Here is a 4,782-nt window from a genome sequence, read left to right on the forward strand (position 1 = left end):
TCCAGCTGCGGTTGTCGTCGGCGCCGTCCGTATTGCCCCAGCCGTTGCCTTCGTTGTGTTTCCGGCTGTAGGCGTAAAGGTCGTACAGGGTGAAGCCGTCGTGGCAGGTCAGGAAATTGACCGACGCGCCCGCGCCGCGCACGGCCGGGTCGTACAGGTCGGGCGACCCCATGATGCGGCTGACCGCCGCCTCCGCCAGCCCGCCGTCGCCCTTGAGGAAGGCGCGCAGGTCGTCGCGGTATTTGCCGTTCCATTCCGACCAGCGGTTCCAGGCCGGGAACGAGCCGACCTGGTACAGCCCGCCCGCGTCCCAGGCCTCCGCGATCAGCTTGACGTTGCCGAGGATGGGGTCGAACGCCAGGCTTTGCAGCAGCGGGGGCTTGTTCATCGGCGAGCCGTCCTCGTTCCGCCCCAGGATCGAGGCCAGGTCGAACCGGAAACCGTCCACGCGGTAGTTGACCACCCAGTAGCGCAGGCAGTCCAGGATCATCTGCTGCACGACGGGATGGTTGCAGTTGAGCGTATTGCCACAGCCGCTGAAATTGTAATAGCGCCCGTCGGGCGTGAGCATGTAGTAAATGTTGTTGTCAAAGCCTTTGAAGCTGAAAAACGGGCCGTTTTCGTTCCCCTCCGCCGTATGGTTAAATACCACGTCCAGGATCACCTCGATCCCCTCGGAGTTGAGCGCGCGGATCAGGCGCTTAAGCTCGTCGCCCTCATGGTTGTGCCCGTCCGTGGCGGTATAGCTCGTGTTGGGCGCGAAGAAGCAGACCGGGTTATAGCCCCAGTAATCCAGCAGGCGCTTCCCGTCCACCTCGCGGCTGTCGCGCATCTCGTCAAACTCGAAGACCGGCATCAGCTCGACCGCGTTGACCCCCAGTTCCTTTAAGTACGGGAGCTTCTCCATCAGCCCGTCGAACGTGCCCGGGTGCCGCACGCCCGCGGACGGGTGCTTGGTAAAGCCGCGCACATGCAGCTCATAGATCACAAGGTCGCGGATGCGCAGCAGCGGCTGGCGGAACGCGCCCCAATCAAAGTCGTCGCACACGGCGCGCGCCCGGTAGCAGCCGTCCGCCCTCTGCGGCGCGCCCCAGTCGCGCTGCCCAGCAATGGCGCGCGCATAGGGGTCGAGCAAGCATTTCGTCCGGTCGAACAGCAGCCCCTTTGCGGGGTCGTGCGGGCCGTCGAGCCGGTAGGCGTAAACGAACTCCCCGATGTGCAGCCCGAACACGATCATGGAATAGACGTGGCCGATCTTGTACAGCTCCGGGAACGGCAGTACGGCGAACGGCTCCGCATCCCCGGCGCTGTGGAACAGCACGAGTTCGCACGCGGTCGCGCCGTGGGACTGCACGGTAAAATTGACCCCGCCCGGGATCGCGGTCGCGCCGTAAATCCCGTAGAATCCCGGGCGCACGTTAAACCCCGCGATGCGGTCGAGCGGGGCGAGGTGCACGCCAGACGGCAGCGGGCGGCCTACGTTTACATGTTGCATGGGCGGCCTCCTTTCCCTGTGTTACCTGCCCCCCAGTATACCACAATGGCAGGTAGAATCCTACCAAAACCATTGCATATCATGCCATAGTGGTATAGGTTTTAAATCAAAGGTATAGGTATAATAGCCGTTTTGCGGCTATTATATCACATACGCCGCGCCCGTTTGTAAACAAATGCCGCACCCGCGCAAAATAAAAGGGCGGCGGGGGCAATGCCCCCGCCGTCCCGCCGGTCACGGCCTGCGCCACACGCGCTTTTCCTGCCCGTGCACGGCGCGCGCCAGGCCGTCGATATGCCGCGTCAGCATGATGACGGCGAGCGCCGCGACAAGCAGGCCGTCCTCCATGCCGTAGAACCAGAACACCGGGACGAGCGCCACCGTCGGGATGACGACCGCGCCGACCGGCAGGTACCCCGTCAGCACGACGGCGAGCAGGCCTGCCAGGCCGCTGGCCACCCCGCCAAGCGGGGAAAAGAACACCAGCGCGGCGCAGGTCACCGCCACGCCCTTGCCGCCCTTAAAGCGCTTCCAGAACGGGAAATTGTGCCCCAGCACCGCCCCCAGCCCGGCGTACAGCACCGCGGCCTGCCCGAGGCCGGGGAAAAACAGGAAGCGGCACAGCCCGCAGGCCAGCGCCGTCTTGAGTACGTCGCCGCACAGCACGGCAAGGCCGCTGCCCACGCCGAGCGTGGACGCGATATTCGCCATGCCGGGGTTGCCCGACCCCAGCGTGTCCGCCCCCTTCCCCGTGCGGCGGCGCGCAACGGCCTCCGCCGTGAGGAAGCAGCCGCAAATATAGCCAATCAGCAGACAAAGGAAACGTGTCATGCCATACACCTCCTGCGGGCGGCACGCCGCCCTTTTCCCAAAAGTATAGCCGCATCCCCGCCGGGTTAAACCCCCTGTGCTCGGTAAAACTCGATGAGCGCCTGGGTGCCGTCCTCGCCGCGCCCCTCGCGCTCCAGCGCCGTGCACATGCCGCACANCTGCTCCACATCCTGCGGGTAGCCCACCATGGTGATCACCACATCGCGCCCCGCGGCGCACGCCGCCGCCGTCCCGCACCACTGCACTCCGGTTTCCCTGAGGAACGCCTCCACCTTTGCCTTCGTGCGCGTATACACCGCGACGTCATAACCCGCCCGCAGCAAATTGCGCACCATAGGGCGCCCCATGACGCCCGCGCCGATAAACCCGATTTTTTCCATATGCTTGCCTCCTTGCCGCATGGCGGCCGCATCCATGCTTCCAGTGTACTACGTCCGCCGCCCCGCCGCAACCCGGCCGGCGTCCCCCAAAATCTTCCCCGCCCCGTTTTGTGCATTGCACTCCAGTTCCGGTCATGGTAAACTAAAAACAAGCATATATGTGCAGCAAACCCCTTCCCATGCACATGTTTCCGGCTGCGCCGGGGCGACGGCCTGCCGGGAAAGGACAGAAGATACCATGAAGTTAAATTTGCGAAAACTGACCACCCGCCTGCTTTCCCTCTCCGCCGTACCGCTGCTGCTGCTCGGCCTTGTCGTGACGTTCACGTCTTCGGCCGTCATTTACGAAAGCCTGAAGGACGAGACGCAAAATAACCTGAAGGTGCTGGCGAGCACCTCCTACCGCGCGTACGAAATCGAATATCCCGGGGATTACGCGCTGGACGGCGGCGCCGTCACAAAGGGCGGCCTGCCGCTTTCCGGGCGGCACGGGATCGTGGACGAGGTGAAACGGCTTTCCGGCGCGGACGCGACCCTGTTTTTCCAAAACCAGCGCTTCCTGACCACCATCCTGACGCCCGACGGCAGCCGCGCGACCGGCACCTTCGCCGCGGACGAGGTTGCCAAGGCGGTGCTCGAGCAGGGGCAGGACTATTTTTCCGACCGGGTTTCCGTCAACGGCACGCCCTATTTCGGGTATTACATGCCGGTGCGCAATTCCGACGGCACGGTCGCTGGCATGGCGTTTGTCGGCAAGGCGCGCGCCGCCGTACTGCATAAGATCGCGCACAATATCCTGCTGGTATGCGCGGCCTCCCTGGGCATCATGGCGATCGCGATCGCAATTTCGTCCCACTATGGCAGGACGATCATCCGCTCGCTCAACCGCACCAAGCAGTTCCTCGGCCAGATCGCGTGCGGCAACCTGGCCGCCGAACTTGACCCGCAAGTGCTCTCCCGCCGCGACGAGATCGGCGAGATGGGGCGTTTTGCCGTGATGCTGCAGCATTCGGTGACCGACCTTGTCGGCAAGGATCCGCTCACCGGCCTGCACAACCGCCGGGGCTGCGACGTGGTGCTGCAGGGGCTGATCGAGCAGGGCCGCCGCCGGGGCGCGGGCTTTGCCGTGGCCATGGGCGATATCGACTATTTCAAGCGCGTCAACGACGCCTACGGCCACCGCGCCGGGGACGAGGTGCTGCGCATGGTTTCCCGCTGCATGTCGGCGCATATGGAGCGCGCCGGCTTCCTGTTCCGCTGGGGCGGCGAGGAATTTTTACTGATCTATGAGGACGTGGACGCACGGCAGGCGCTCCCCCTGCTGCAAGCGCTGCAAAAGGAGATCGCAGGCACCGCCGTCCCCTGGGAAGGGGCGGAAATCCATGTCACCATCACCTTCGGCGTGGCCGACGGGCGCGGGGCGCGGGATGCAGACGCGCTCATCCAGCGCGCGGACGAAAACCTGTACCGCGGCAAAGAGCTGGGGCGCAACCGCATCGTGGGGGATAACGGGCAAGGTTAAATACAGGCGCTGCGCTGTCCCGGCGCGGCGCCTGTCCTATTTCCCCGCGCCCGTCAAAAAACCATAGGGAACACACCGGAAAGGAGCCGCCATGGCTGTCAATATCATGATCGTGGAGGACGATGAAGGGCTGTCCCGCGGGGTCGCCTTGTCCCTCGCGCGGCCGGAATACCGTTTTTTTGAATGCGCCACGCTCGCACAGGCGCGGCAGGCGTTTGCGCAGCACGCCATCTCCCTCGTGCTGCTCGACGTGGGGCTGCCCGACGGCAGCGGCCTCACGCTTTGCCGCGAGCTGCGCGCGGCTTCGGACGTCCCCATCCTGTTTCTGACCGCAAACGACGCGGAATACGACGAAGTCGCCGGCTTTGCCGCGGGCGGCGACGACTATATTACCAAGCCCTTCCGCCTGACCGCCCTGCGCGCCCGCGTGGAAAACGCGCTGCGCCGCGCCCACGGCGGTGGGGCGGCGCTCTACCGCTTCGGGGACGTTTCGCTCGACTTCGGGCGGCTGCAATTTTCCCAGGGCGGCCGCCCGCTCGCGCTCAGCCCGTCCG

5 protein-coding genes are annotated in these 4,782 nt (G+C 64.9%); 2 read left to right on the forward strand and 3 right to left on the reverse strand.

The features are described from left to right. From CZ203_RS06420 to CZ203_RS06430, 3 genes are all read right to left on the reverse strand, one after another. Nucleotides 1-1,495: glycogen debranching protein (locus CZ203_RS06420; RefSeq protein ID WP_087065312.1), on the reverse strand; the 1,495-nt coding region annotated here is incomplete at its 3' end. Between the two features lie 234 nt (nucleotides 1,496-1,729). Beyond that, nucleotides 1,730-2,326, reverse strand: coding sequence for a glycerol-3-phosphate acyltransferase (locus tag CZ203_RS06425; RefSeq protein ID WP_087065313.1), 597 nt, complete (start codon nucleotides 2,324-2,326; stop codon nucleotides 1,730-1,732). 65 nt (nucleotides 2,327-2,391) lie between these two features. Next, the gene (locus tag CZ203_RS06430) at nucleotides 2,392-2,742 is read right to left on the reverse strand and encodes an NAD(P)-binding domain-containing protein (RefSeq protein WP_407927713.1); all 351 of its coding nucleotides are present in this window, start codon (nucleotides 2,740-2,742) and stop codon (nucleotides 2,392-2,394) included. 202 nt (nucleotides 2,743-2,944) lie between these two features. Between CZ203_RS06430 and CZ203_RS06435 the strand changes: the two genes are divergently transcribed. Both CZ203_RS06435 and CZ203_RS06440 read left to right on the forward strand, forming a co-directional pair. Then, complete coding sequence (locus CZ203_RS06435) at nucleotides 2,945-4,228, forward strand: diguanylate cyclase domain-containing protein (RefSeq protein ID WP_159456391.1); 1,284 nt, start codon at nucleotides 2,945-2,947, stop codon at nucleotides 4,226-4,228. Between the two features lie 91 nt (nucleotides 4,229-4,319). Further along, on the forward strand, nucleotides 4,320-4,782 hold a 463-nt coding region (locus tag CZ203_RS06440; protein WP_143436157.1), incomplete at its 3' end, for a response regulator transcription factor.

The organism is Intestinibacillus massiliensis (assembly GCF_900155735.1).
GTDB lineage: Bacteria > Bacillota > Clostridia > Oscillospirales > Butyricicoccaceae > Intestinibacillus > Intestinibacillus massiliensis.

Coding starts and splice junctions, on each gene's coding strand:
- CZ203_RS06425 (WP_087065313.1), bottom strand. CDS start 2,326: ATGACACGTTTCCTTTGTCTGCTGATTGGCTATATTTGCGGCTGCTTC.
- CZ203_RS06435 (WP_159456391.1), top strand. CDS start 2,945: ATGAAGTTAAATTTGCGAAAACTGACCACCCGCCTGCTTTCCCTCTCC.